Below are 24,347 nucleotides of genomic sequence, written 5' to 3'. Positions count from 1 at the left end.
AACTCGGTGGGCGTTGTCAGTGGTGGTCCGTACGCTCGCGGTTGATGCCCACGACACGTGAAACCACCGACCGTTCCGCCGTACGCACCCTGCTCAGGCTGTGGCCGTACGTCCGTCCCGTGCGCGCCCGGGTGTTCACCGCCGCGTTCGTCGCGGTCGTCGCCTCCTGTACGGGACTGGTGATCCCGCTCGTCCTGAAGTGGATGGTCGACGGGCCCGTCGCCGACCGCGACCCGGCGGGCGTATGGCTCGGCGCGCTGTACCTGCTCCTGCTCGGCATCGCCGAGGCGGTCCTGTTCGGCATACGGCGCTGGCTCGTGGCCCGGCCGCTGTCGCACGTGGAGGCGGAGATGCGCGCCGGCCTGTACCGGCGTCTGCAACGGCTGCCGGTGGCCTTCCACGACCGCTGGGCATCCGGTCAGCTGCTCTCGCGCGCCACCACCGACCTGATGCTGCTGCGCATGTTCCTCGCCTTCCCGCTGACGTTCCTCCTCGTCAACGGCGTCACCATCCTCGTCGGCCTGGTCATCATGCTGCTCCAGGACTGGGTGCTGGGACTGGTCATCCTCGGCCCCGCCGTCCCCGTGATGTGGACGTGCGTGGTCTTCGAACGGCGGTACGCGCGGGTGGCGCGGCGCGCCCAGGACCAGATCGGCGACCTGACGACGGTGGTCGAGGAGAGCGTGCTCGGCATCCGCGTCATCAAGGGCTTCGGCCGCCACCGCAGCCAGGCGCGCGCCTTCCGTGAACTCTCCGGCCGGCTCCGGGGGACGGAGCTGCGCAAGGCGCGGCTGCTGGCCACGATCTGGGCCGTCATCGTGACGCTGCCGGAGGTGGCGATCGGGGCGGCACTGGTGCTGGGGGTGCTGCGGGTGGCCGACGGGGAGCTGTCCGCCGGGACGCTCGTGGCCTTCCTGAGCACGGCGCTCGCCCTGCGCTGGCCCGTGGACTCGATCGGGTTCCTGCTGGCGATGAGTCAGGAGGCGGCGACCGCCACGGAGCGGTACTTCGAGGTGATGGACGAGCTGCCGGAGGACCAACTGGACGGGGACGGGGGCGGGGGCCCTCGCCCGCAGGCGCGGGACGCCGCGCACCGTGCCGCCGCGCCGGGACTCCGGTTCGAGAACGTGTCGTTCCGCTACCCCGACGCGCCCCCCGGCTCCCCGCCCCTGCTCACCGCCGTCGACCTGCACATCCGCCCCGGCGAGTCCATGGCCCTCGTCGGGGCCACCGGCAGCGGGAAGACCACCCTCACCGCGCTCGTCCCACGGCTGCACGAGGTGACCTCCGGACGGATCACGCTCAACGGCGTCGACATCACCGCCATGTCCCGCGAGGAACTGCGCGGCAGAGTCGCCGTGGCCTTCGAGGAACCCACGCTGTTCTCCGCCGGCGTCGGTGAGAACGTGCTCATGGGCGCCCGGGACGCCGCGGGGAAGCCGGAACTCGACCGGGCCCTCGCCATCGCCCAGGCCGACTTCGCGCACGCGCTGCCGCAGGGCACCGACACCCGCGTCGGCGAGCAGGGCCTCAGCCTGTCCGGCGGCCAGCGGCAGCGCCTCGCGCTGGCCCGCGCGGTGGTCGGCCGGCCCGAGTTCCTGGTGCTGGACGACCCGCTGTCCGCCCTCGACGTGCACACGGAGGCCGCCGTGGAGGCCGCGCTGCGCCGGGTGCTCGCCGACACCACCGCGCTGATCGTGGCCCACCGCCCGTCCACCGTGCTGCTCGCCGACCGCGTCGCCCTGCTCTCGGGCGGCCGGATCGCCGCCGTCGGCACCCACCAGGAACTGCTGCGCGAGAACGCCGAGTACGCCCACCTGATGTCCGGGGAACAGGAGGACTCCCGTTGACCACCACGACCCCCTCCACCCCCGCCGTCAGCGACGACAGCGACGGACCGGTCCGCCCCCAGGACGCGGGCGACCCGGGCGACCAGTTCGACCGGGACGTCCTGCCCAGCCCGCCCGGCGCCACCGCCGCCCTGCTGCGCTCGCTGCTGGCGCCCATGAAGGCCCGGGTCGCGCTCACCACGCTCCTGCTGCTGCTCCAGCAGGCGGCGGTGCAGGCGGGCCCGCTGCTGGTGGCGTACGCCATCGACACCGCCGTACCCGCGTTCCGGGACGACCGGAACGGACCGCTGTTCGCGGTCGCCGCCGGCTATCTGCTGTGCGCCCTCGCCTCCGGTGCGCTCCAGTTCGCGTTCATCGAGACCTCCGCCCGGGTCAGCCAGGACGTGCTGCTGGACCTGCGCGGGCGGATCTTCCGGCACGCGCAGGCGCTGAGCGTCGACTTCCACGAGCGGTACACCTCGGGCCGGCTCATCTCGCGCTCCACCACGGACGTCGAGTCGCTGCGCGAACTCCTCGACGAGGGGCTCCAGGAGCTGGTGACCGTCATCCTGTCCTTCGTCTACATCTCGGCGACGCTGCTCTGGCTCGACCCCGGCCTCGGCGCGGTCGCGGTGGCGTCCTTCCTGCCGCTGTACCTGCTGGTCCGGCTCTACCGGGGGCGGGCGGCGCGGGTGTACGGGGCGCGGTCCACGGCCATCGCGGCGGTGATCGTGAAGTTCGTGGAGACGATGAACGGCATCCGGCCGGTGCGCGCCTTCCGCCGCGAGGCCGCGAACGACGCCGAGTTCGCCGTGCTGAACGCGCGGCATGAACGCACGAACGGCGACTCCCTGCTGGAGATGGCCCGCTATGTGGTCGGCTCCCGGCTGGTGGCCAACACCGCGGTCGCCGGGATCGTGCTCTGGGGTGCCCACCGGGTGGCGTCCAGCTCGCTGGAGCTGGGTGTGCTGGCGGCGGCCGTGCTGTACCTGCGCCGGCTGTACGACCCCATCGACCGGCTCGGCATGTTCCTGAACTCCTACCAGTCGGCCGCCGCCTCCCTGGAGAAGATCGCCGGACTGCTGGCGCAGACGCCGTCCGTGCCGGAGCCGGAGCACCCGCGCGAACTGCCGCCGCTGAAGACCGAGTTCCCGGGACGCGAGGTCGTCTTCGACGGCGTCCGGTTCGGCTACCGCACCGGCGGCGAGGTGCTGCCCCGCTTCGACCTGACCCTGCCCGCCGGGCAGACGGTCGCGGTCGTCGGCTCCACCGGCGCGGGCAAGTCGACCCTGGCCAAGCTGCTCGCCCGGTTCTACGACCCCTCCGCCGGGCGCGTGCTGCTGGACGGCGTGGACCTGCGCGAGCTGCCGATGCCGGAACTGCGCCGCGGGGTGGTCATGGTGACGCAGGAGGCGTTCCTGTTCTCCGGCACGGTCGCCGACAACATCGCCCTCGGCCGGCCCGAGGCCACCCGGGAGGAGATCGAGCGGGCCGCGAAGGCGATCGGCGCGCACGAGTTCATCAGCGCCCTGCCCGACGGCTACGACACCGACGTCCGCAAGCGCGGCGGCCGGATCTCCGCCGGGCAGCGCCAACTGGTCGCCTTCGCCCGCGCGTTGCTCGCCGACCCGGCCGTGCTGATCCTGGACGAGGCGACCAGTTCGCTGGACATCCCGGGGGAGCGGGCGGTGCAGCGGGCGATGGCGACGGTGCTGCGGGGCCGTACCGCCGTGGTGATCGCGCACCGGCTCTCCACGGTGGAGATCGCGGACCGGGTGCTGGTGATGGAGCACGGCCGGATCGTCGAGGACGGCCACCCGGAGGAACTCATCGGCGGCACGGGCCGGTTCGCCGACCTCCACCAGGCATGGCGGGACAGCCTGGCCTGACCCGCGCGGCGTCCGGGCGCCTGCCGGAACCCGGTTGTCCCCGCCGGTACGCGGCTGACGGGCTCCCGGCCATGCCTGCCTTCGCGGCGTACGACGGGACCCGGCTCGCCTGCCACGCGGCCGGGGACGGCCCGCCGCTGGTGTGTCTGCCCGCAGGCCCGACGGATTCCGCCCACCTCGCCGACCTCGGCGGGCTGACCGCGCACCGGCGGGTGATCAGGCTGGATCTGCGGGGCACCGGCCGGTCCGCGACACCGCGGGACACCGCCTCCTGCCGCTGCGACCGGCTGGCCGACGACGTCCGGGCCCGTGCCGAAGCCCGGTTGTCCTCGCCGGTACGCCGTTGACAGGGTTCCGGCCATGCCTGCCTTCGCGGCGTACGACGGGACCCGGCTCGCCTACCACGTGGCCGGGGACCCGTCAGGCCATCGAGCCCGAGCGGATGAACCCGGAGATCGTCGCCGCCTCCGCCCCGGCGGCCACCCGCGCCGCGCTTGCCCGGTTCGCGCGGCCCGTCCTCCTTCTTGCCGGCGAGGTGGACCCGGAGGCCCCTCCCGGCACCACGGCCGAGTGGGCGGGCCCCTTCGTTCCCGGAACCGGCTACCACCTCGTCGTCGCAGCCCCGGCCCTCGCCGGCCGGCGGACGGGATCACGGCACTCCCAGTTCGAAGAGCGCGTAGCCGGCGTACGAGCCGGAGGCCAGGGCCGCGATGCCCAGCAGCGTGCACTGCACGGGCAGGCTCAGCCGGCGCATGGCCACCGCGAGCGGCAGGAACAGCGGGAAGCAGGGCAGCAGGTAGCGGGAGATGTTGGCGACGATCTGCTGGCTGCCGAGCACCAGGACCAGGGTGAGGACGGTGTACACGACCAGCACCGCCGGCGGGCGCAGCCGCAGCAGCAGCGGCAGCAGCGCGCAGGCGAGCAGGATGACCCCGACGGAGATGACGTCCGCGAAGGGGTAGGCGAAGAGGTAGTCGAACTTGCCCACGGGCACGGACGTCAGGACGTCCAGGGTCTGTTCGCCGTAGTCGAAGCTGTGCGCCCAGGCGCCCGACTGGAGCTCGAAGTAGCCGCCCAGGTCGCCCATGCGGTCGCCGACCCAGAGCAGATAGCCGAGCAGTCCCAGCGGGGCGAGGGCCGTGGCCAGCAGCGGGCGCAGGGCGCCGTCCTCCCGGCGGCGCAGCGACAGCAGCGCGGCCACGCCGAGCGCGGCGATCAGCGCGGCGGCCGTGGGCCGGTTGAGACCGGCCGCGAAGGCGAGCACGCCGGCGGTGAGCCAGCGGCGGGTGAGGACGGCGTGGCAGGCCCAGGCGGCCAGGGCCACGTAGAGGGAGTCGGAGTAGACCGCCCACTCCACGCCCGAGCCCGGCCACACCGCCCACAGCCCGGCCGCCGCGAGCCCGGCCCGCCGGCCGCCGAACCGCTCGGCGACGGCGTGGATGCCGAGGGCGGCGGCGAAGGAGGCGACGATGGAGACCAGCAGCCCGGCGCCGTAGGAGCCGAGGCCGGTGACGGCCGAGGTCAGCCGCATCAGGGCCGGGTAGAGCGGGAAGAACGCCGCCGAGTTGCCCTCCAGCGTGATCAGGCCGGTGGCCCCCGGGACCGGGACGAGCTTCGGGTCGTAGCCGTGCAGGGCGATCTGCTGGTACCACCAGCCGTCCCAGGTGGCCAGCACGTCCCAGGCGTGTGCGCCGCCGCCGAACCGCGGGTGCTTGGTGCGGTAGTCCCCGGCGGAGGACAGCAGGTACAGGAACGAGCAGAAACCGGCCAGCTTCAGCGTGCCGAACAGGGCGAGGACCGGCCCGAAGCGTCGGACGGCGGCCCGCGGCCGGGAGACGGGCGCGGGCCGGGGGGCCGGGGTGCGGATGCCGGACAGGGTCGCGGTCACCGGACCACCGGCCTCGGCCGGCGGCGGCTCAGGGTGCGCCGCATCCGTACGATCCCGCGCAGGTCGGCCAGGGCGGTGGCGAGGATGTCGACGCTGCTGTCCGGGTCGTCCACCCAGTCCACCGGCACCTCGTGGATCCTGAGGCCGGCCCGTTCGGCGAGCACCAGCAACTCGGTGTCGAAGAACCACTCCCCGTCCCGCACCAGCGGCAGCAGCCGCTCGGCGGTCTCCCGCCGGACCGCCTTGAACCCGCACTGCGCGTCGGAGAAGCCGACGGCGAGCGTGCAGCGCAGCAGGGCGTTGTAGCAGCGGGATATGACCTCTCGCTTGGTCCCGCGCACCACCCGGGCGCCGGGCGCCAGCCGGGTGCCGATGGCCAGGTCGGAGTGGCCGGAGATCAGCGGGGCCACCAGCGGCAGCAGCGCGGTGAGCCCGGTGGACAGGTCCACGTCGACATACGCCAGCACGGGGGCCCGGGAACCGGACCAGGCGGCCCGCAGCGCCCGGCCGCGGCCCTTCTCGGGCAGCCGCAGCGAGACCACCTCCGGGAGGTCGCCGGCGAGCCGGGCGGCGATGACCGGGGTCCGGTCGGTGCTCGCGTTGTCGGCGACGGTGATCCGGAACGGGTAGGGGAAGCCGTCCCGCAGATGCGTGTGCAGCCGCCGGACGTTGGGCTCCAGGTCCTTCTCCTCGTTGAACACCGGCACGGTCACGTCCAGGACGGGATCCTCCTGGGGCACCGGCACGGGGGCGCGCCAGGGTGCCGCGGCCGGTGACCCACTCGGGCGGGCAGGTCGGCTCGGTCGGATGTATGTCACGTAAGTACCTGTTTGTTCCGGTGGGTAGGGCGCGCGGAAGGGCGTGCGCGGGCGGGAGGGGGAAGGGGCGCGGCTAGTCGCTCGGGCCGACCGACGGCGAGGGGTCGTCCGACGGTCCGGCCGGCCCGCTCTCCGTCGCGGTGGCCGGCGGCGTGGTGCCGTCCTCCCCGGAGACGGCCGTGGCCGTCGGCGGCGGGTACGTGGCGGTCGTCGAACCCTCCGGGGCGGCGGGCGGGGCGGAGGTGGTCGTGGTGTAGCCCGGTGACGGCAGGTCCGTCGACGTCGTGGTGGACGGCGGCGGGTCCGGCGTCCCGGACGGCGACTGCGACGGCGAGGTGCTCGGCGTGGGCGCCGGGCTCAGCGCGGGCCGCGGGCGCGGGGCGGTGGGCCGGTCGGCGGTGTGGCCGTGCGGCCACAGGAACAGGCCCAGGCCGAGCCCGGCCACCGCGAGGACCGAACCGGCGGCCCGGCGCGCCGTGCGCACCCGGCGCCGGGCGCGCACGCCCGCGCGCAGCGCCTCCCGGTGCCGCACCTCGAACGGCACCGGCTGCTCGGCCCGCTGCATGAGCCGCGTGAGCTCCCGCTCGAAGCGATCCGTGCCGTCCGGCGGAGCCATGCGGTCTTCCCTGTGGTCCGTGCGGTCCCTGCGCTCCATGGGTTCTCCCTCACCCCACCGGCTCGATGACGTCGGCCAGCAGCCCGCGGAGCCGGGCCACCCCGCGCGCGGCATGGGACCGGGCCGTGCCCACCGGGCAGCCCAGAACCTCCGCGACCTGCCGGTCGGGCAGGTCCTGGTAGTAGCGCAGCACGACGGCGGCCCGCTGCCGCGGCGTCAGCTGGGCGAGCGCCGCCTCCAGGCGGGACCGCTCGGCCACGGTCGCCGACATGTCGCCGGACGCCGCCACCTCGGGCAGTTCCTCCACCGGCCGTTCGCCCCACCAGCGCCGCCGCGCCGACCGGGCCGCGGCCCGCGCCAGCACCTTGCGCACATACGCCTCCGGCGCCTCGTCGGCGACCTTCGGCCAGACGAACCACAGCTTGACCAAGGACTCCTGCAACAGGTCCTCGGCGCGGTGCCGGTCCCCGCCGGTGAGCAGACGGGCGAGATGGAACAACACCGACCAGCGGGCCGCCACGAACACGTCGTACTCACCGGCCCTGGTCTGCTCCATCCCACGGTCCCCGTCCTCGCCGGCTCTTCCTCCACCAGGGGTAAGGCACTGGACCCCCGTCGGCGCTGCACTCGGCGAGCGTGATCCGCGTCACGCACGGCTCCCCGCAGGTTCAGGCCACCCTCAGCAGCAGCACCGCCCGCGCCGGGACCGTGATCTCCGCCTCCGCCCGGTGCACCGTGCCCGGCGCCCGCTCCTGCTCCTCCAGCGAGGTGTCCACGACCACCTCGTACCGCTGCGCCCACGGCGGGCCGGGCAGCACGAAGCCGGTCGGCCTCTCGCCCGCGTGCAGCACGGCGAGGAAGCTGTCGTCCACCACCGGCGCGCCCCGCTCGTCGCGGCCCGGGATGTCCCGGCCGGACAGGTACATGCCGAGCGTGGCGGCGGGCGCGTACCAGTCGCCCTCGGTCATCTCGGCGCCCCGCGCGGTGAACCAGGCCAGGTCGCGCAGCCCGTCCGCGGTCTGGGCGCGGCCGGAGAAGAAGGCCCGCCGGCGCAGGACCGGATGCCGGTGGCGCAGCGCGATCAGCCGCGAGGTCAGGTCGAACAGCGCCCGCCAGCCGGGCTGCTCCAGCAGCGACCAGTCGAGCCAGCCGATCTCGTTGTCCTGGCAGTAGGCGTTGTTGTTGCCGCGCTGGGTGCGGCCCAGTTCGTCGCCCGCGACCAGCATGGGCACACCGGTGGACAGCAGCAGGGTCGTCAGCAGGTTCCGCAGCTGCCTGCGGCGCAGGGCCCGGACGCCCTCGTCGTCGGTCTCGCCCTCGGCGCCGCAGTTCCAGGAGCGGTTGTCGTTCGTGCCGTCCTGGTTGTCCTCGCCGTTGGCCTCGTTGTGCTTGGTCCCGTACGACACCAGGTCGCGCAGGGTGAAGCCGTCGTGCGCGGTGACGAAGTTGACGGAGGCGTAGGGGCGCCGGCCGCCCCAGGCGTACAGGTCGCTGGAGCCGGAGAGGCGGTAGCCCATCTCGCGCACGTCGGGCAGGGCGTGCCGCCAGAAGTCCCGGACCGCGTTGCGGTAGCGGTCGTTCCACTCGGTCCACAGGGGCGGGAAGGCGCCCACCTGGTAGCCGCCGGAGCCGATGTCCCACGGTTCGGCGATCAGCTTCACCCGGCGCAGCACCGGGTCCTGGGCGATGACCGCCAGGAACGGGGAGAGCATGTCGACGTCGTGCATCGAGCGGGCCAGCGCCGCCGCGAGGTCGAAGCGGAAGCCGTCCACGCCCATCTCGGTCACCCAGTAGCGCAGCGAGTCGGTGATCAGGCGCAGCACCTGGGGCCGTACGACGTGCAGGGTGTTGCCGCAGCCGGTGTAGTCGGCGTAGCGGCGGGCGTCGTCCTGGAGCCGGTAGTAGCCGCGGTTGTCGATGCCCTTCAGGGACAGCGTGGGGCCCAGCTCGCCCGCCTCCGCGGTGTGGTTGTAGACCACGTCCAGGATGACCTCGATGCCGGCCGCGTGCAGCGCGCGCACCATCCGCTTGAACTCGCCGACCTGCTGTCCGGTGGTGCCGGAGGCCGCGTAGGCCGCGTGCGGGGCGAAGTAGCCGATGGAGTTGTAGCCCCAGTAGTTCCGCAGGCCCCGGCGCAGCAGGTGGTCCTCGTGCGCGAACTGGTGCACCGGCAGCAGCTCGACGGCCGTGACGCCCAGCCTGACGAGGTGGTCGATCGCGGCCGGGTGCGCCAGCCCCGCGTAGGTGCCGCGCAGTTCCTCGGGGACGCCGGGGTGCAGCCGGGTGAAGCCCCGCACGTGCAGCTCGTAGATCACCGAATCGGCCCACGGCGTCTTGGGGCGCCGGTCGTCGGACCAGTCGTCGTCATCGTGGACGACGACCCCCTTCGGGACGTACGGCGCCGAGTCCCGTTCGTCGCGCACGGTGTCGGCGACCGACTGGTCCGGCCAGTCCCGCACGTGCCCGTACACCTGCGGTGACAGCCCGGACGAGGCGAACTCCCCGTCCACCGCGCGCGCGTACGGGTCCAGCAGCAGCTTCGCCGGGTTCCAGCGGGCGCCGGTCCACGGGTCCCAGCGGCCGTCCACCCGGTAGCCGTAGCGCTGACCCGGCATCACACCGGGCACGAAGCCGTGCCAGATCTCGTGCGTCAGTTCGGTCAGCGGGAGCTGCGTCTCCCGGCCGCCCTCGTCGAAGAGACACACCCGGACCGCCTCCGCACCGGCCGCCCACAGCGCGAAGTTGGTGCCCGCGACCCCGTCCGGACCGGTTCGGAACCGGGCCCCCAACGGGGTCGGCGCACCCGGCCACACCGCCGGGACGGGCGGTACGGCCCGCCGGGCGCCGTTCACCGCCGCCGGTTGCCCGCTCCCCGCGGCCGGCACCCCGGCCGGTGCCCGCTGCTCGGCTGCGCTCGTCACTGTCGCCCCTCTTCCCAGTGGCTCGCCCGAGGGGCGCGACCGGCCGCGCCGGGTGGCCGGGGCGCTCTCGGCACCCCGGCCACCCGGTCCGGCCACGCCCCGACGGCTCCGACGCGGGCCGGGGGTCCCCTGCGGGGAGACCCCCGACGTGTCGTCCTTCCCTCTGTTCTGCCCAGCGCGTGGCTCGCACTCACGTTTCCCCGGAGCGGGCCGGTCGTTGGGTCTCGCGTGAGGCACGTAACTGGACGCGCACGGCGCGCGGGGGCCGCGCTGGCCGCCGTACTGACATGGGCGGGGCTGCTCGCGGGCTGCTCCATGGACGGCCCGGGCCCCCTGGGCATGGGCGGGACGCTGGGCAAGCCCCCGGCCCCCGAGGACGTCATCCGGGTGACCCCCGACGACGGCAGCAAGGCCGTCCGTCCGGGCGACCGGCTACAAGTACGGGTGCCCGGCGGGCGCCTGGAGAAGGTGACCGTGGTCAAGTCGCAGGACGCGCAGGAGACGCCGGTCCCGGGGCGCATCAGCGAGGACGGGCTGACCTGGCGCCCCGACGAGGACCGGTTGGCGCTGGCCGCCAGGTACACCGTCGACGCGGTCGCGCTGGACTCCCACGGCCGCCGCTCGGCCCGGCACACCACCTTCACCACCTACGTCCCCGACCAGCGGTTCATCGCCTACGTCAGTCCGGAGAACCGCGCCACCGTCGGCACCGGCATGATCGTCTCGCTCTCCTTCAGCCAGGAGATCACCGACCGGGCCGCCGTCCAGCGCGCCGTCCGGGTCAGCGCGCGGCCCCCGGTCGAGATCCGCCCGCACTGGTTCGGCAAGGGCCGCCTGGACTTCCGCCCGGAGCGCTACTGGAAGCCCGGCACCGAGGTGACCGTCGACCTGGACCTGCGGGACGTCCAGGGCGCCCGCGGGATCTACGGCCTCCAGGACAAGACGTTCTCCTTCACCGTCGGCCGCAGCCAGACCTCCCTGGTCGACGTGGCCCAGCACACCATGGACGTCCGGCGCGACGGACACCTCCTCGCCACCGTCCCCATCACCGCGGGCGCCCCCAAGCACCCGACGTACAACGGGAAGATGGTGGTGATGGACATGCTGGAGGTCACCCGCATGAACAGCCAGACGGTCGGCCTCGGCGCCGAGTACGACATCCCCGACGTCCCGCACGCCATGAAGCTCACCGACTCCGGCACCTTCCTGCACGGCAACTACTGGGCGCCGGACGCCCCCGGCCAGGTCAACGTCAGCCACGGCTGCGTGGGCCTCATGGACGTCAAGGGCGGCAGTTCGGACACCCCGGCGGGCTGGTTCTTCGACCGCAGCCTCGTCGGGGACGTCGTCGAAGTGGTCAACAGCAAGGACAAGACCGTCGCTCCCGACAACGGCCTCGGCGGCTGGAACATGGGCTGGAAGGCATGGAAATCGGGCAGCGCGGTGAAGTAACCAGGTGAGGGGGCGGGACGCGCGCGGGTGCCGGGCGGAAGTTGCGACGGAACGGTGACATTCGCCTGACACCCAGCTCAAATCCTGGCAGTTAATATGCGCGCACAATGTGGTGGGGAGCGGGCCTGACCAGGTCCGCTGGAGGGGAGAACAACGTGAACACGCGGCCTGTGGCGGGGGCGTCGGCTCGGGGGCGGCGAGGCCGTGGGGGACTGGTACTCATAGCCGGTGCCCTGGTGCTGTCGCTCGCCGCGTGCGGCGGGGGCGACGACTCGGGTTCCGGGGACGGGAAGGGCAAGGGCGCCGGCAGCCAGAAGGGCGAGCAGTCCACGGCCGCGGTCAGCATCGCGCCCAAGTCCGGTGCCACCGGCGTCGACACCAGCGGGGCGCTCAAGGTCAACGTCGCCCAGGGCAAGCTGACCGAGGTCACCGTCAAGGACGCCAAGGGCGCGAAGGTCGAGGGCGCGATATCCGGCGGCGGCGCCTCCTGGACGCCGTCGACCCATCTGGCCGCCGGCACCACGTACTCGGTGCACGCGGTCGCCAAGGACTCCGAGGGCCGCGAGGCCGCCGAGGACTCCACCTTCACCACGCTGACCCCGAAGAACACCTTCGTCGGCTACTTCACCCCCGAGGACGGCTCCACGGTCGGCGTCGGGATGCCGTTCTCCATACGCTTCACCCGGGGCATCACCAGCCCGGACGCGGTCGAGAAGGCCATCCGCATCAAGACCGAGCCGGCCGTCGACGTCGAGGGCCACTGGTTCGGCAACGACCGCCTCGACTTCCGCCCCGAGAAGTACTGGAAGGAAGGCACCAAGGTCACCGTCGACCTCGACCTGGACGGCGTCGAGGGCCGCGACGGCGTCTACGGCAAGCAGCGCAAGACCGTGAAGTTCACCATCGGCCGCAACCAGGTCTCCGTCGTGGACGCCAAGAAGCACACGATGAAGGTCACCCAGGACGGCAAGGTCGTCAGGACCGTCCCGGTCACCACCGGCAAGCCCGGCTACGACACCTGGAACGGCCAGATGGTCATGAGCGAGAAGCTCACCGTCACCCGCATGAACGGCGAGACCGTCGGCTACGGCGGCGAGTACGACATCAAGGACGTCCCGCACGCCATCCGCCTCACCAACTCCGGCACCTTCATCCACGGCAACTACTGGGCGCCGGACGCCCCGGGCCACTACAACGCCAGCCACGGCTGCGTCGGCCTGCGCGACGTGCGCGGCGGCTACGACAGCTCCGTCCCGGGCGCCTGGTTCTTCAACCACTCGATGATCGGTGACGTGGTCGTCGTCAAGAACTCCCACGACGCCACGGTCGCCCCCGACAACGGCCTCAACGGCTGGAACATGTCGTGGGCCGACTGGAAGAAGTGAGCCCCGTCTGACGTAAGGGCCCGGTGCTGTGACCTACGGCACCGGGCCCATTGTCGTTAGTGGCCGTTAACCTGACCTCCATGACCGTCACTCTCGAAGTCGCCGAAGGCGTCGGCACCCTGCGGCTCGACCGGCCGCCGATGAACGCGCTGGACATCGCCACCCAGGACCGGCTGAAGGAGCTGGCCGAGGAGGCCGCGGACCGCGACGACGTGCGCGCCGTGGTGATCTACGGCGGCGAGCGGGTGTTCGCGGCGGGCGCGGACATCAAGGAGATGCAGACCATGGACCACGCGGCGATGGTCCGCCGCTCCCGCGCCCTCCAGGACTCCTTCACCGCCGTCGCCCGCATCCCCAAGCCCGTCGTCGCGGCCATCACCGGCTACGCCCTCGGCGGCGGCTGCGAGCTCGCCCTGTGCGCCGACTACCGCATCGCCGCCGACAACGCCAAGCTCGGCCAGCCCGAGATCCTGCTCGGCCTGATCCCGGGCGCCGGCGGGACCCAGCGGCTGCCCCGGCTGATCGGCCCCTCCAAGGCCAAGGACCTGATCTTCACGGGCCGTCAGGTCAAGGCCGACGAGGCCCTCGCCATCGGCCTGGTGGACCGTGTCGTACCGGCCGCCGAGGTGTACGAGCAGGCGCACGCCTGGGCCGCGCGGCTCGCCCAGGGCCCGGCCATCGCGCTGCGCGCGGCCAAGGAGTCCGTCGACACCGGTCTGGAGGCCGACATCGACACCGGGCTCGCCGTCGAACGGAACTGGTTCGCGGGTCTGTTCGCCACCGAGGACCGCGAGCGCGGCATGCGCAGCTTCGTGGAGGAGGGGCCGGGCAAGGCCAAGTTCGTCTGACCGTCAACCGCGTGAACGTCCCGCCGACTTCCGCGGGTCGCCTTGCAATTGACGCGTCGTCTGATTCGGGTCCCTCGATGGAGCGGTTTATGGGAGCCTTAACGCAACCTTAAGCCTGCCTTGTCGAGGGAGCCCGACGATTGCCAGGAAGTGAACCGTCGCCGCAGGTCAGCCAGGCTGTACCGGACATCGACATGTCGACGGCATATGCCGATCGACGGGTGCGGGACAGGGGCGTGCGGGGGGCGTATTCCCCCGGAACGGCCCCCAAGGCGGCTCCGGACGGCCATCATGGGGGCATGGCGGGGCTGGAGGGCATCGAACAGCCGCGGGGAGACAGCCGTGCGGCCGCGGCACGCTGGTCACCCGCGGTCGAGGACGAACAGGGGCTCAAGGCGCTCGAACTGTTCGGGAACCCGACGGAGGCGGAGGTCCCGCTGCCGTCCCGCCCGGAATCCGCGGCCACCGCCCGCCGGCTCGCCCAGGTCGTCGTCCTGCGCACCTGGCGGCTCACCCCCAAACTGGCCGAGGACGCCGTCCTGCTCGTGTCGGAACTCGTCGGCAACGCCGTACGGCACACCGGCGCCCGTGTCTTCTGCCTGCGCATGCGCCGCCGCACCGGCTGGATCCGGGTCGAGGTCCGCGACCCCTCGCGCGGGCTGCCCTGTCTGATGCCGGTCCAGGAACTGGACGTCAGCGGACGCGGACTGTTCCTCGTCGACAAGCTCGCCGACCGCTGGGGCGTCGACCTGCTGCCGCGGGGCAAGACGACATGGTTCGAGATGCGGGTCACCGACCGCTAGGAGCGCCCCGAAGGAGCGCGGGAACCGGGTGACCAGCCACGACGACCCGCGCTCGACGCACGGCACCAATCGCCCGATTTCTTACTCATCACCCCTTAAATGGTGCGGGTGACCCCCACCCACCGCCGTGCTGTGCTGCGCACCGGCGCCAAAATCGCCGCCGGCGGTGCGCTCGCCGCCGGATGCGGCACCGGACACGCCGCCCGGCCCTCCGTCTCGGCCGCCCCCATGCCGTCCTCGGCACACCCCCCGGCGGGCCCCCGCGCCTACCCGGGCCGGCCCGCCCAGATCACCCACGGCCCCCGCAATCGCCCCCAGGTGGCCCTCACCTTCCACGGCCAGGGGGACCCGGCCCTCGCCCGCGCGCTGCTCGACACCGCCGAACAGCGCGGTGCGCGGCTGACCGTGCTCGCCGTCGGCACCTGGCTGGACCAGCACCCGGACCTCGCCCGCCGCATCCTCGACGGCGGCCACGACCTCGGCAACCACACCCAGCGGCACATCGGCGTCAACACCCTGCCCGAGGCGGAGGCCCGCCGGGAGATCACCGACTGCGCCGCGCGGCTCAAGCGGCTCACCGGCTCCATCGGCACCTGGTTCCGCCCCTCCCGCGCCCCGGCCGCCTCCCCGCTCGTCGCCCGGCTGGCCCGCGCCGCCGGCTACCCGCACGTGCTGTCGTACGACGTCGACTCGCTCGACTACACCCGCCCCGGCGCCGCCGCCGTCACCCGCGAGGTCCTCGCCGGCGTACGCAACGGATCGGTGGTGAGCCTGCACTTCGGATACCCCGACACGGTCGCCGCCCTCCCCGACGTCCTGACCGAACTCGGCCGCCGCGGACTGCGCGCGGTCACCACCACGGAGCTGCTGAGCTGATGCGAACCACGAAAGCCGCCCGCCTGCTGGCCGCCGGTGCCGCCGTCACCGCCCTGACACTGCTCTCCGCGTGCGGCGGCGGGTCCCGCGACCACCCGGACGAGGCCGTCGGCAGCAAGGCGCCGGTCCAGCCGAAGGTGAGGAAGCCGCTGGTCGACGTGTTGCCGGGGATGCCGCCGGTGGACGACCCGGCCGACCTCTACGCCGCCGACCGGCCGAACCGGCTCTCGCCCGTGGTCAAGGACTTCCCCTCCCGGGTGTACGTGCCCAACACCAACTCCGACACCGTCACCGTCATCGACCCCGCCACCTACCGGATCGTCGAGACCATCCCGGTCGGCCGCCAGCCCCAGCACGTCGTGCCGTCCTGGGACCTGAAGACCCTCTGGGTCAACAACGACCTCGGCAACAGCCTCACCCCGATCGACCCGCGGACCGGGCGGGCCGGCAAGCCGGTCGCCGTGCACGACCCGTACAACCTGTACTTCACGCCCGACGGCAAGTACGCCGTCGTCATGGCCTCCATGGACCGCCAGCTGGTCTTCCGCGACGCGCACACCATGAAGGTCGTCAAGACCGTCCCGGTCAGCTGCTACGGCGTCAACCACGCCGACTTCTCCATCGACGGCCGCTACTTCATCGTCTCCTGCGAGTTCAGCGGCGAGATCCTCAAGGTCGACACGGCGCGGATGAAGGTCGTCGCCCAGGAGAAGCTGCCGTTCCACGGCGCCATGCCGCAGGACGTCAAGATCTCACCGGACGGGAAGCTGTTCTACATCGCCGACATGATGGCCAACGGCCTGTGGATCCTCGACGGCGACAAGTTCACCCCGCCCCGGTTCCTCGCCACCGGCAAGGGCGCCCATGGCCTCTACGTCAGCCGCGACTCCCGCGAGATGTACATCTCCAACCGGGGCGAGGGCACCATCTCGATCTTCGACTTCACCCGGAACCAGCTCACCAAGAAGTGGCGCCTGCCCGGCGGCGGCAGCCCCGACATGGGCGGGGTCTCCGCCGACGGCAAGGTGCTGTGGCTGTCCGGCCGCTACAACTCCGAGGTCTACGCCATCGACACCCGCACCGGCGCCGAACTGGCCCGTGTCAAGGTCGGCAGCGGCCCGCACGGCCTCGCCGTCTACCCCCAGCCGGGCCGCTACTCACTGGGGCACACCGGCATCTTCCGCTGAAGCAGCAGTTCCGCGCCCACCGGACGGTACCCGGCGGCCTGGAACGCCCGCAGGCTGCGGGCGTTCCCCGGGGCGACCTGCGCCCACAGCGGCTCCGTGGCGAGCTGCCGGGCGGCGGTCACCAGCAGCCGCCCGAGCCCCCGGTGCCGGGCGTCCTCGGCCACCTCCACCGACACCTCCAGCCGCCCGGCGACCCCACGCCCCATGACCAGCACCCCGCCGTCGGCCACCCAGGCCCGCACCTCGTCCCGGCGCCCCCGGGCGTACCGGATCCGGGGGTGGCCGGCGTCCTCGATCTCCGTCAGCGCGAGCGGGGGCTCACCCGGCAGCGGGTCGCCCACCAGCACCGCGTCGACGGTCTCGGCCCGGCGTCCGGTCTGGTCCAGGAGGGCGGTCAGGAAGCGCGGGTGCATCGTGGCCGCCAGGGGATCGCAGTCCACGCCGCGCAGCGTGGCGCGCACCCACTCCGGGTCCTCGTCGGTGACGACCACCGAGTGCGCGGTGAAGGACAGCACCCCGGCGTCCCGCGCCGAGGGCTGCGCCACGACCGTCGTACCGCCGTCCGCCGGCGGGAAGACACCGGCCGCCACCGCGTCGAGAATGTCCCGCAAGGTCTCCACAACCCGCTCCTTGAGTCTCCACCCACTGGAAGGCCCAGACTCGCAGACATGATCGAGGACGGCACCGGACTTCTCACCATCGGCGAGCTGGCCCGCGCCACCGGACTGAGCGTGCGCACCATCCGCTACTGGTCCGACGCGGGCGTGCTCACCCCGGTGACCCGGTCGGCCGGCGGCTACCGGCTCTACGACGCCGCAGGCGTCGCCCGCCTGGAGCTGATCCGCACCCTGCGCGAACTGGGTCTCGGCCTGGCGGACGTGCGCGGGGTGCTGGCCGGCGAGCGGACCGTGGCCCAGGTCGCGGCCACGCATGTGGCGGCGCTGGACGCGCGGATCCGGTCGCTGAAGGTGACCCGTGCGGTGCTGTCCACCGTGGCGCGACGCGGTTCGACCGCAGAGGAGACGCCACTCGTGAACAAGCTGGCGCGACTGTCCGCCGCCGAACGGCAGCGGATCATGGAGGAGTTCATGGCGGAGACGCTGCACGGGCTCGACACCGTGGACCCCGACGTCCGGGAACGGATGCGGCGCACCGCCGTCCACCTGGCGGAGGACCCCACGCCCGAGGAGGTGGACGCCTGGGTGGAGCTGGCCGAGATGCTCCAGGACCCGGCGTTCCGGGCGCAGATGCGCCGGGCCGTCGAGTTCAACGCGGCCGACCGGCGGCCCGGCGAGCCGGGCGGGCGGTCACTGTGGTTCGCCAAGCGACTGGTGGAGCTGGTGGCACCGGCCCGCGAGCGTGGCGTCGACCCCACCGGACCCGGGGCCGAGGAGGTGCTGGACGAACTGTTCGGCGACGCCGACCGGGGTGACGTACTGGACCGCATGACGGCCGGCTTCGACGAGCGCGTGGCCCGCTACCGGGAACTGGTCGCCGTGGTGAACCGGCAGCCCGCGCCACCGCACGCCGAGGACTTCGCCTGGGTGGTCGCCGCACTCCGCTCGCGTGCGGGCCGTTAATCTGACCTGCGTCAGTACGCCAGCACGGCATGAGAAACACGACCAAAAGGGGCGGATCGGTGGCGGACATCGAGGAAGCACGCAAGCAGTTCCAGCGGATCGACGCGGACGGTGACGGATTCATCACCGCAGCGGAGTTCAAGTCCGCCCTCGCGCAGCAGGGTGACTGGAACGTCACCGAGACGGTCGCGGAGGCCGTCATCAAGACCCGCGACCTCAACGGCGACAAGGTGCTGTCGTTCGACGAGTTCTGGGCCTACCTGAGCAAGTGACCCGCCGGCGACAGGGGGTGCCCGCCCGAGCGGCCTGGGCACCCCCTTCGTCATGCCGTCGTGCCCTCACGCCCCGCGCCGGATCCGCACGCTCCAGCGCCCCTCGTGCCGCGCCAGCGTCAACGGCAGGTCGAAGCACTTGCCGACCTGGTCGCCGGTGAGCACCGACGCGACCGGCCCCGAGGCCAGCACCCGTCCGTCGCGCAGCAGCACGGCGTGCGTGGTACCCGCCGGCAGCTCCTCCAGATGGTGGGTGACCAGCACCGTCGCCAGCGCCGGGTGAGCCGCCCGCAGCTCCTCCAGCGCATCGATCAGCTGCTCGCGGCCGGGCAGGTCCAGGCCGGTCGCCGGCTCGTCCAGGAGCAGCAGCCGCGGCCGGGGCATCAACGCCCGCGCGATCAGCGTCCGGCCGCGCTGTCCCTGCGAGAGGGTCGGCCACCGGGCGTCCCGCAGCGCCCCCAGCCCCAGCGTGGCCAGCAGTGCCTCGGCCCGCTCCGTCTGCTCCGGGGTGGGCCGCCACCGGGGGACCGGCTCCACCGAGTTCGTCACCCCGGTGAGCACCACGTCCCGCACCCGCAGCGGCGAGGTCAGCGGATGGCGCGGGTCGACGTGCCCGACCAGGGCCCGCAGCTCGCGCAGATCCACCCGGCCCAGCCGGTGTCCGAGCACCTCCACCGTGCCCCGGGTCGGATGGACCACCGCGCCGAGCAGCCCCAGCAGAGTGGACTTGCCCGCGCCGTTGGCGCCGAGCAGCGCCCAGTGCTCACCGGCCCGAACGGTCAGGGAGACCTCCTGGAGGATGGGCCGCCCGTCCCGGACGACGTGCACGTCCTCGGCGCGCAGCACCTCCGTCGTCGCCTCCGTCGTCACCTGCGTCATCGCACCGCCCGGTTCACCGCGGACAGCACCGCGTGCACGGCGGCCGACGGTCCCGTTCCCGCGCCCCAGGCCGTGACGCCGCCGACCCGGCACTCGGCGAAGGCCGCCGTCCCGTCCTCGGTGAAGTCCAGGACCTCGACCGCGACGCCCGCACCGGCCAGCGCGTCGACGAAGGCGGTCAGCGGACCGGCGCCCGTGCCCTCGTGGTCGCCGACGCGGTCGCCGGCCTCCAGGGTGCAGACGAAGCGATGCACGCCGGGGGCCTCTTCCCGCGCGGACCAGTCATGCAGCCGTACCGCCGCCCCGTCCGTCAGGTAGGTCGCCCGGAACAGCTCGTACAGCTCCTTCGGCGTCGCCTCCCGCCCGCTGTCGTCCGTCGCCTCCTGCACGACCCGCGCGAAGTCGGCCCGCATCCGCGCCGGCAGGTCGATGCCGTGGTGCGTGCGCAGCAGATACGCCACCCCGCCCTTGCCCGACTGGGAGTTGACGCGGATCACCGCCTCGTACGACCGCCCCACGTCCGCCGGGTCGATCGGCAGATACGGCACCGACCACGGCGCCTGGGCCTCCGCAACCCCCGACTCCCGGGCGCGGCGCGCGTGCTCGGCCAGTCCCTTGCCGATCGCGTCCTGGTGGGTGCCGGAGAACGCCGTGTGGACGAGGTCCCCGGCGTAGGGGTGCCGCGGGTGCACCGGCAGCCGGTTGCAGTGCTCCACCGTGTCCCGTACGGCGTCGATGTCGCCGAGGTCGACCATGGGGTCGACCCCCTGGGCGTAGAGGTTGAGTGCGAGGGTCACCAGGTCGACGTTACCGGTGCGCTCGCCGTTGCCGAACAGGCAGCCCTCCACCCTCTGGGCGCCGGCCAGCACGGCGAGTTCGGCGCAGGCGACCCCGGTGCCGCGGTCGTTGTGCGGATGCACCGAGAGGATCACGGAGTCCCGGCGGGCGAGGTTGCGGTGCGCGTACTCGATCTGGTCGGCGTAGACGTTCGGCGTGGCGATCTCCACGGTCGCCGGCAGGTTGTGGGTGACCGGGCGGTCCGGGCTCGCGTCCCACAACTGAGTGAGCCCGTCGCACAGTTCCAGGACGAAGTCCGGCTCGGTGAGGTTGAACGTCTCCGGCGAGAACTGGAAGCGGACGCCGGGCGCGTCGCCGGCCCGCCGGGCCATGTGCTCCGCCGCCCCGCGCACGGTCCGCCACACCTCGGCCCGGCCGCGGCCGAGCACCACCTCCCGCCAGACCGGCGAGGTGGCGATGTACAGGTGGACCACGGCCCGCGACAGCCCCTCGATCGCGTCGAAGGTCCGGTCGATCAGATCGGCGCGGGCGGGCGTGAAGACGACGGGCGTCACGTCGTCCGGTACCACCCCGCCGTCCGCCAGGTGCCGGACGAAGTCGAAGTCGGTACGGCTCGCGGACGGATAGCCGACCTCGATCTCCTTGAAGCCCACCGCCACCAGCAGGTCGAAGAAGCGGCGCTTGCGGGGCGTGTCCATGGGCTCGGCCAGCGCCTGGTTGCCGTCGCGCAGATCCACGGGCACCCAGAGCGGGGCGCGCTCGATCCGGGCGGCGGGCCAGGCCCGGTCGGTCACGGGCACGCTCACCCGGTCCTGGAAGGGGCGGTAGCGGTGGTACGGCATCGGGCTGGGCCGCTGGGGGTTCCAGACGGGGGTGGTGGTCATCGTCGGCTGCCTCTCGGCTCGGTCGGACGGTGACCGGCAGCGCGGGGCCCCGCGGCGGGGGGCCGGTCGCGTCAAACCCCGCCGCGGCAGCCGAGAAGAAGCAGACCGCGAAGTGTCATGCCGGGTACGCTAGCGACACCTCAGCTCCTCAGACAAGTGAGAATCCGTCCGCCCACCCCTCGTCTCCCCAGCAAGTTGGTGACCTCCATGCCGCTCGGCGCCCTCCGCCCCAGCCCGCTGGTCGAACAGGCCGCGCAGCGCCTGCGGGACCAGATCGCCGCCGGGCACTGGCCCGTCGGCACCAAGCTGCCCGGCGAGACCACCCTCGCCCGGGAACTCGGCGTCGGCCGCTCCACGGTCCGCGAGGCCCTGCGTGCCCTCGCCGGCGCCGGACTGGTCCGGCCCCGGCACGGCGCCGGCGTCTTCGTCATCGCCACCGAGCCCGCCGAGGACTGGCCCGCCCGGCTGCGCCGGGCCGCGGTCACCGATGTCTACGAGGTCCGCATGGGCGTGGAGGTGCAGGCGGCCCGGCTCGCCGCGCGGCGCCGCACCCCCGGGGACGTCACGGCGCTGCGGGCCGCGCTGGAGGACCGCCGCACGGCCGCCGCCGGGGACGACGCGGGCTTCGTGGACGCCGACATCGCCCTGCACGCGGCCGTGGTCGCCGCCGCTCACAACCCCGTGCTCACCGGCCTGTTCACCGAGTTCCTCCCCGTCCTGCGGGAGGGCCTGGTGACCCTGCTGGACCTCACCCGGCTGCGCGAGGAGGACCCGGGCACCGGCGACGACACCCACGCCGCCCTGGTCCACGCCATCGCCGGGGCGGACGCGGACCGGGCGGCGGCCGTCCTGCTGACGGAGCTGGACCGGACGCTGGAGCTGCTGCGCGAGCGGGGATGAGGGGTACGCGGGAGCCGGGGCCCAGGTGGTTCAGGGCACCTCGCCGCGGCACCGGCCGTCACCCGTTCGGCGCGCGATGAGGAATAGGCCCGGGGCCGGCGAGGTTGACCCGGGAACATCGCATGCACGCGCATAGATCATCCGGAGGGTCAGCCATGAAGATCGGCATCATCGGCGCGGGGAACATCGGCGGCAACCTCACCCGGCGGCTCACCGCCCTCGGCCATGACGTCTCCGTCGCCAACTCCCGTGGCCCCGAGACGCTCCGTGACCTCGCGGAGGAGACCGGCGCCACCCCCGTCCGGGCCGAGGAGGCGGCCGAGGGAGCGCAGGTCGTGGTCGTCACCGTGCCGCTGAAGGCGGTCCCGGACCTGCCCGCCGGCCTGCTGGACGGCGCGGCCGAGGACGTCGCGGTGATCGACACCGGCAACTACTACCCGCAGCAGCGGGACGGCCGGATCGCGGCCATCGAGGACGAGGGCCTCACCGAGAGCCGCTGGACCGAGCAGCACCTCGGTCACCCGGTGATCAAGGCGTTCAACGGCACCTACGCCCAGGACATCCTGGACCGGCCCCGCCCCGCGGGCGACCCCGAGCGCATGGCCCTCCCGGTCGCCGGCGACGACGAGGGGGCCAAGCGGATCGTCCGCGACCTGATCGACGAACTCGGCTTCGACACGGTCGACGCCGGCACCATCGCCGACTCCTGGCGCCAGCAGCCCGGCACCCCCGTCTACGGCCTGCGCGCCGGCGCGGACGCGGTACGCAAGGCCCTCGCGGAAGCCTCCCCGGAACGCCCGGCGGACTTCCGGGGCTGACCCTGGTGGGGCGGTGGGGGTCATGAGCCCGTCAGGCGCTCGTGGCCCACTCCTTCAGCGCCGCCCTGCTCGCGAAGTTCGTCACGTCCTTGTCGTGCGGTTCGCTGGCGTACTGGTGGAACCGCCACGTGGCCTTGATCCGGGGCTTGCCCGCGGTGACGTAGTCGGCGATCCACAGCCCGTCCCCGGCGTAGGAGGTGCTGTCGATGTTCAGCCAGAAGTGGCGGTTGCAGTAGAGCACCACCCGGTTGTCCGGCCGTAGTTCCTTCAGTCTGCGGATGAAGCGGTCCTTCTCGGCGTTGCTCGCGTGGGTGCCGTCGCCGGTGGTCTCCCAGTCGACGGCGAGGAGGTCGCCGCGGCGGTCCGGGGCGTGGCTGAGGAAGTACTCGGCCTGGGCGGTGAGGTTGCCGGGCCACAGGAAGTGGTAGAAGCCGACGACCAGTCCCGCGTCCCGCGCGTGCTTGGTCTGGGCGGCGAGTCTGGGATTGACGTACGAACGGCCTTCCGTCGCCTTGATGAAGACGAAGGAGAGACCGTTCGTCGCGTAGGAGGAGGACTGGTAGGCGCTCACGTCGATGCCATGCAGCATGTGAAGGTTGTCCCCCGTGAGCGCCGGTCCGGAACCTCAGCTCCGGGTGGTCACCGAACTGAGGACCGCGGTGGACTTCGCCGACCAGTCCGAGGTGATCAGGCTCGCGTGGTTCTTGGCCAACAGGGCCAGGCGCGCGGCGACTTCGGCGTCCGTCGGGCTGGTGGAGGAGATCGCCGGTGAGACGTTGTGGGCGTCCGTGGTGATCAGGATGTAGTGGTTCGCGGAGTAGAACGAGGTGTCGTAGCCGCTGTTGGCGTACGTGGCCGCGTCACCGTCGAAGAACACGAACCAGGGGCGGATCGAGGCGTCGTAGCGGCTGGTGCGCGGGTCGCCGTTCGCGGCGCCGAGGACGACCGGGAAGGCCTGGGCCGCCGAGATGTTCCCGGCCGCCTTCAGGTCGCGCAGGTGGTCGCCGTACTCCTCGTCCGTCCAGTAGCTGTCGAACGGGTTGGACTGCTCCACCGTGCCCGGGATCAGGTCGAAGACGAACTTGCCCTTGAGGGAGTCCCGGGCGGGCCAGGCGTTGGCCTTCGCCGCCGCGTCCAGCGTGCCGTACGTCCCGCCGAGCAGGTCGGCCGGCTTGTAGACGCTGCTGCCCAGCTTCTGCGCGACGAGCGTGTCGAACTCGTCCGGTCCGAGGCCCGCGTTGTCGTTGAAGCCGACCTTCATCTCGACCTTGACGACGATCGGCGGGTGGTCGGGGTGGAGCTGGTTCCAGGCGGCCATGTTGTCCAGGCAGCTGCCGAGGTCCTGGTTGCGGCTCTTGCTGTACAGCTCGCCCGGGGTCTTCGCCGCCTCGCAGTTGTTGTCGTTGCCCAGCGGGTTGCTGTGACTGACCCGCCAGCGGTGGCTGATGCTGTCGACGTAGACGTCCAGCTCCAGCAGCGAGGCGCCGGAGTCCAACGCCTGTGCGAAGTAGGTGTACTTGGCCTTGTCGTACGCGTTGTGCGTGCCGATGGCCGTCGTCTCGGAGAACTTCGGCGACGCCGCGCGGGCGTTGCCCGGCACCACCACCAACAGAGCCGCGGCCCCCACGAGCGCCGCCGGCCGTCTCAATCCGCGCATGCCTCAACTTTCCTTGGGTGGAGGCAGAATGGGCGGCAGCGTACGGG

At 72.8% G+C, this 24,347-nt stretch carries 22 protein-coding genes and 1 pseudogene; 13 read left to right on the top strand and 10 right to left on the bottom strand.

Going from position 1 to position 24,347, the window contains the following annotated elements; genetic code table 11:
* Positions 1-44: 44 nt before the first annotated feature.
* From IE294_RS34855 to IE294_RS34845, 3 genes are all read left to right on the top strand, one after another.
* Positions 45-1,850 (top strand): ABC transporter ATP-binding protein, encoded by a 1,806-nt coding sequence (locus IE294_RS34855; protein ID WP_189892848.1) that lies wholly within the window; start codon positions 45-47, stop codon positions 1,848-1,850.
* Positions 1,847-3,718 carry an ABC transporter ATP-binding protein gene (locus IE294_RS34850; RefSeq protein WP_189892846.1) on the top strand — a complete coding sequence of 624 codons (1,872 nt, stop codon included), beginning with the start codon at positions 1,847-1,849 and terminating at the stop codon, positions 3,716-3,718. The genes IE294_RS34855 and IE294_RS34850 overlap by 4 nt, the downstream gene beginning before the upstream one ends.
* Positions 3,719-3,789: 71 nt before the next feature.
* Positions 3,790-4,065: an alpha/beta fold hydrolase gene (locus IE294_RS34845; RefSeq protein WP_189892845.1), complete on the top strand. Its 276-nt coding sequence runs from the start codon at positions 3,790-3,792 to the stop codon at positions 4,063-4,065.
* A gap of 302 nt (positions 4,066-4,367) precedes the next feature.
* Here the strand turns inward: IE294_RS34845 and IE294_RS34840 are convergent, their stop codons facing one another.
* From IE294_RS34840 to glgX, 5 genes and pseudogenes are all read right to left on the bottom strand, one after another.
* Positions 4,368-5,606 carry a putative hexosyltransferase gene (locus tag IE294_RS34840; protein WP_189892843.1) on the bottom strand — a complete coding sequence of 413 codons (1,239 nt, stop codon included), beginning with the start codon at positions 5,604-5,606 and terminating at the stop codon, positions 4,368-4,370.
* A 23-nt stretch (positions 5,607-5,629) separates the two neighbouring features.
* Positions 5,630-6,352 (bottom strand): annotated as a pseudogene (locus tag IE294_RS34835) (dolichyl-phosphate beta-glucosyltransferase); the annotation flags it as partial.
* A 145-nt stretch (positions 6,353-6,497) separates the two neighbouring features.
* Positions 6,498-7,079, bottom strand: a complete 582-nt coding sequence (locus IE294_RS34830) for a hypothetical protein (RefSeq protein ID WP_189892839.1) — start codon at positions 7,077-7,079, stop codon at positions 6,498-6,500.
* 10 nt (positions 7,080-7,089) lie between these two features.
* Positions 7,090-7,596, bottom strand: coding sequence for a SigE family RNA polymerase sigma factor (locus IE294_RS34825; protein WP_189892837.1), 507 nt, complete (start codon positions 7,594-7,596; stop codon positions 7,090-7,092).
* A gap of 112 nt (positions 7,597-7,708) precedes the next feature.
* Positions 7,709-9,961, bottom strand: a complete 2,253-nt coding sequence (glgX, locus tag IE294_RS34820) for a glycogen debranching protein GlgX (RefSeq protein ID WP_189892835.1) — start codon at positions 9,959-9,961, stop codon at positions 7,709-7,711.
* A 228-nt stretch (positions 9,962-10,189) separates the two neighbouring features.
* Between glgX and IE294_RS34815 the strand changes: the two genes are divergently transcribed.
* The 6 genes from IE294_RS34815 to IE294_RS34790 all read left to right on the top strand — a co-directional run bounded on the left by IE294_RS34815 (position 10,190) and on the right by IE294_RS34790 (position 16,512).
* Complete coding sequence (locus IE294_RS34815; RefSeq protein WP_189892833.1) at positions 10,190-11,413, top strand: L,D-transpeptidase; 1,224 nt, start codon at positions 10,190-10,192, stop codon at positions 11,411-11,413.
* A gap of 155 nt (positions 11,414-11,568) precedes the next feature.
* A complete protein-coding gene (locus IE294_RS34810; protein WP_359836001.1) occupies positions 11,569-12,798 on the top strand; it encodes a L,D-transpeptidase in 1,230 nt (409 codons plus the stop codon).
* 80 nt (positions 12,799-12,878) lie between these two features.
* Positions 12,879-13,646: an enoyl-CoA hydratase/isomerase family protein gene (locus IE294_RS34805; RefSeq protein WP_189892831.1), complete on the top strand. Its 768-nt coding sequence runs from the start codon at positions 12,879-12,881 to the stop codon at positions 13,644-13,646.
* Positions 13,647-13,840: 194 nt separating this feature from the next.
* Positions 13,841-14,449 (top strand): ATP-binding protein, encoded by a 609-nt coding sequence (locus IE294_RS34800; protein ID WP_189892829.1) that lies wholly within the window; start codon positions 13,841-13,843, stop codon positions 14,447-14,449.
* Between the two features lie 99 nt (positions 14,450-14,548).
* Entirely contained in the window at positions 14,549-15,325 is a 777-nt protein-coding gene (locus IE294_RS34795) for a polysaccharide deacetylase family protein (RefSeq protein WP_189892827.1), read from the top strand.
* A complete protein-coding gene (locus IE294_RS34790; protein ID WP_189892825.1) occupies positions 15,325-16,512 on the top strand; it encodes a YncE family protein in 1,188 nt (395 codons plus the stop codon). Before IE294_RS34795 ends, IE294_RS34790 begins: the two co-directional genes overlap by 1 nt.
* Here the strand turns inward: IE294_RS34790 and IE294_RS34785 are convergent.
* Positions 16,479-17,132 carry a GNAT family N-acetyltransferase gene (locus IE294_RS34785; protein ID WP_189892823.1) on the bottom strand — a complete coding sequence of 218 codons (654 nt, stop codon included), beginning with the start codon at positions 17,130-17,132 and terminating at the stop codon, positions 16,479-16,481. The genes IE294_RS34790 and IE294_RS34785 overlap by 34 nt on opposite strands.
* A gap of 48 nt (positions 17,133-17,180) precedes the next feature.
* Between IE294_RS34785 and IE294_RS34780 the strand changes: the two genes are divergently transcribed.
* Together IE294_RS34780 and IE294_RS34775 are read left to right on the top strand one after the other, a co-directional pair.
* Positions 17,181-18,092, top strand: coding sequence for a helix-turn-helix domain-containing protein (locus IE294_RS34780; protein WP_189892821.1), 912 nt, complete (start codon positions 17,181-17,183; stop codon positions 18,090-18,092).
* A 59-nt stretch (positions 18,093-18,151) separates the two neighbouring features.
* Positions 18,152-18,364 carry an EF-hand domain-containing protein gene (locus IE294_RS34775; RefSeq protein WP_014675107.1) on the top strand — a complete coding sequence of 71 codons (213 nt, stop codon included), beginning with the start codon at positions 18,152-18,154 and terminating at the stop codon, positions 18,362-18,364.
* Between the two features lie 66 nt (positions 18,365-18,430).
* Here the strand turns inward: IE294_RS34775 and IE294_RS34770 are convergent, their stop codons facing one another.
* Together IE294_RS34770 and IE294_RS34765 are read right to left on the bottom strand one after the other, a co-directional pair.
* Complete coding sequence (locus IE294_RS34770) at positions 18,431-19,243, bottom strand: ABC transporter ATP-binding protein (protein WP_189892819.1); 813 nt, start codon at positions 19,241-19,243, stop codon at positions 18,431-18,433.
* Positions 19,240-20,925 carry a 2-isopropylmalate synthase gene (locus IE294_RS34765; RefSeq protein WP_189892817.1) on the bottom strand — a complete coding sequence of 562 codons (1,686 nt, stop codon included), beginning with the start codon at positions 20,923-20,925 and terminating at the stop codon, positions 19,240-19,242. Before IE294_RS34765 ends, IE294_RS34770 begins: the two co-directional genes overlap by 4 nt.
* Before the next feature lie 207 nt (positions 20,926-21,132).
* Here IE294_RS34765 and IE294_RS34760 point away from each other — a divergent pair, with 207 nt between their 5' ends.
* Together IE294_RS34760 and IE294_RS34755 are read left to right on the top strand one after the other, a co-directional pair.
* On the top strand, positions 21,133-21,825 hold the full coding sequence (locus IE294_RS34760) for a FadR/GntR family transcriptional regulator (protein ID WP_189892815.1): 693 nt from the start codon (positions 21,133-21,135) through the stop codon (positions 21,823-21,825).
* A 122-nt stretch (positions 21,826-21,947) separates the two neighbouring features.
* On the top strand, positions 21,948-22,643 hold the full coding sequence (locus IE294_RS34755) for an NADPH-dependent F420 reductase (protein WP_189892813.1): 696 nt from the start codon (positions 21,948-21,950) through the stop codon (positions 22,641-22,643).
* A gap of 31 nt (positions 22,644-22,674) precedes the next feature.
* Here IE294_RS34755 and IE294_RS34750 read toward each other — a convergent pair whose 3' ends face one another.
* Both IE294_RS34750 and IE294_RS34745 read right to left on the bottom strand, forming a co-directional pair.
* The gene (locus IE294_RS34750) at positions 22,675-23,232 is read right to left on the bottom strand and encodes a glycoside hydrolase family 25 protein (protein ID WP_189892812.1); all 558 of its coding nucleotides are present in this window, start codon (positions 23,230-23,232) and stop codon (positions 22,675-22,677) included.
* 36 nt (positions 23,233-23,268) lie between these two features.
* The gene (locus IE294_RS34745; RefSeq protein WP_189892810.1) at positions 23,269-24,300 is read right to left on the bottom strand and encodes a phosphatidylinositol-specific phospholipase C domain-containing protein; all 1,032 of its coding nucleotides are present in this window, start codon (positions 24,298-24,300) and stop codon (positions 23,269-23,271) included.
* Positions 24,301-24,347: the final 47 nt, after the last annotated feature.

It is taken from the genome of Streptomyces canarius (assembly GCF_014650735.1).
GTDB lineage: Bacteria > Actinomycetota > Actinomycetes > Streptomycetales > Streptomycetaceae > Streptomyces > Streptomyces olivaceoviridis.
The sequence above is the reverse complement of the archived record's forward strand: the minus strand, read 5'-3'. Positions and strand labels throughout refer to the sequence as shown.

Excerpts from the sequence above, each read along its gene's own strand:
- IE294_RS34830 (WP_189892839.1), bottom strand. The coding sequence starts at position 7,079 with ATGGAGCGCAGGGACCGCACGGACCACAGGGAAGACCGCATGGCTCCG.
- IE294_RS34805 (WP_189892831.1), top strand. The coding sequence starts at position 12,879 with ATGACCGTCACTCTCGAAGTCGCCGAAGGCGTCGGCACCCTGCGGCTC.
- IE294_RS34745 (WP_189892810.1), bottom strand. The coding sequence starts at position 24,300 with ATGCGCGGATTGAGACGGCCGGCGGCGCTCGTGGGGGCCGCGGCTCTG.
- IE294_RS34750 (WP_189892812.1), bottom strand. The coding sequence starts at position 23,232 with ATGCTGCATGGCATCGACGTGAGCGCCTACCAGTCCTCCTCCTACGCG.
- IE294_RS34855 (WP_189892848.1), top strand. The coding sequence starts at position 45 with ATGCCCACGACACGTGAAACCACCGACCGTTCCGCCGTACGCACCCTG.
- IE294_RS34780 (WP_189892821.1), top strand. The coding sequence starts at position 17,181 with ATGATCGAGGACGGCACCGGACTTCTCACCATCGGCGAGCTGGCCCGC.
- IE294_RS34825 (WP_189892837.1), bottom strand. The coding sequence starts at position 7,596 with ATGGAGCAGACCAGGGCCGGTGAGTACGACGTGTTCGTGGCGGCCCGC.
- IE294_RS34765 (WP_189892817.1), bottom strand. The coding sequence starts at position 20,925 with ATGACCACCACCCCCGTCTGGAACCCCCAGCGGCCCAGCCCGATGCCG.
- IE294_RS34845 (WP_189892845.1), top strand. The coding sequence starts at position 3,790 with ATGCCTGCCTTCGCGGCGTACGACGGGACCCGGCTCGCCTGCCACGCG.
- IE294_RS34790 (WP_189892825.1), top strand. The coding sequence starts at position 15,325 with ATGCGAACCACGAAAGCCGCCCGCCTGCTGGCCGCCGGTGCCGCCGTC.
- IE294_RS34755 (WP_189892813.1), top strand. The coding sequence starts at position 21,948 with ATGCACGCGCATAGATCATCCGGAGGGTCAGCCATGAAGATCGGCATC.
- IE294_RS34760 (WP_189892815.1), top strand. The coding sequence starts at position 21,133 with ATGCCGCTCGGCGCCCTCCGCCCCAGCCCGCTGGTCGAACAGGCCGCG.
- IE294_RS34795 (WP_189892827.1), top strand. The coding sequence starts at position 14,549 with ATGGTGCGGGTGACCCCCACCCACCGCCGTGCTGTGCTGCGCACCGGC.
- IE294_RS34770 (WP_189892819.1), bottom strand. The coding sequence starts at position 19,243 with ATGACGCAGGTGACGACGGAGGCGACGACGGAGGTGCTGCGCGCCGAG.
- IE294_RS34800 (WP_189892829.1), top strand. The coding sequence starts at position 13,841 with ATGTCGACGGCATATGCCGATCGACGGGTGCGGGACAGGGGCGTGCGG.